The 1,075-nt window shown below is 47.3% G+C and carries 2 protein-coding genes; both read left to right on the forward strand.

Translation table 11 applies throughout. From position 1 onward, the window contains the following. Positions 1 to 281: 281 nt before the first annotated feature. A complete protein-coding gene (rpsT, locus tag IQ242_RS25490) occupies positions 282 to 575 on the forward strand; it encodes a 30S ribosomal protein S20 (RefSeq protein ID WP_002765309.1) in 294 nt (97 codons plus the stop codon). 50 nt (positions 576 to 625) lie between these two features. Beyond that, positions 626 to 1,075: TatD family hydrolase (locus IQ242_RS25495; protein ID WP_193961868.1), on the forward strand; the 450-nt coding region annotated here is incomplete at its 3' end.

The following is a 1,075-nucleotide window of genomic DNA, read 5'->3' on the forward strand; positions in this document are numbered from 1 at the left end:
AGTCTGTGGACTCTGTGTAAGACAGTACATGGTTTTTTAACTGTGGTATGCGACGGTGGTGGAAGCAGAAACTTAAATCGTGAGGTTTAGGAATCGCCGCACTTTTAGGGCGGCGAGGATGTCAACTACACTTCCCCATCGGTGGGAACCCAATCCTGAAAATATCTCTGGGATTGCCCCAATCTTGTCCAGAAAACTCTTGCAACAAATAGCACAAATCTGTTATCATGGTTTGTCTGTGTCCGGATTAACCATACCAGTATTGAGAACAAGAAACGACTGTGGCTAATACAAAGTCTGCACTCAAACGAGTCCAAATCTCCGAAAGAAATCGTCTACGCAACAAAGCGTACAAGTCAGCCGTAAGAACCCTGATCAAAAAATGTCTTGTCGCCGTCTCGTCCTACGGAGCTAACCCCAGCCCGGAAGGGTTAGAAAGCGCCCAACAAGCTCTATCAGAAGCTTACAGTAAAATCGATAAAGCCGTCAAGCGCAACGTCTTGCACCGGAACAACGGCGCTAGAAAAAAAGCCAGTTTAGCCAAAGCTTGGCAAAAAGTTAGCCAAGCTTCCTAAGAAACAATTAAGCTGTAATCAGGACAGACGCAACAAGCGATCGGGGGTCGATGCAATTAATAGATACGCACGTTCATCTGAACTTTGACGTTTTGCAAGCCGACTTGCCCGCTATCTCCGAACGTTGGCGAAGTGTGGGAGTCGTTCATCTGGTTCACTCCTGTGTCGAACCCGAGGAATTTGCGGCGATTAAAGCCATTGCTGATCAATTTCAGGAAATTTCCTTCGCCGTCGGTTTACATCCCCTAGATGCCCAAAAATGGCGAGATAATAGTGCCGATCAGATCGAATCCCTAGCCCGATCTGATCGGCGCGTTGTGGCGATCGGAGAAATGGGTTTAGACTTCTATAAAGCGGATAACCAAGAGCAGCAAAAACAAGTCTTTTGGACGCAACTAGAAATCGCCCATCGTCTCGATAAACCCGTGATTATCCATTGTCGAGATGCATCCCTGGCAATGCGGCAGCAAATCAGCGCCTTTCGGCTACAAGTGGTCAAA

The organism is Microcystis sp. LEGE 08355 (assembly GCF_015207185.1).
Classification (GTDB): domain Bacteria; phylum Cyanobacteriota; class Cyanobacteriia; order Cyanobacteriales; family Microcystaceae; genus Microcystis; species Microcystis panniformis.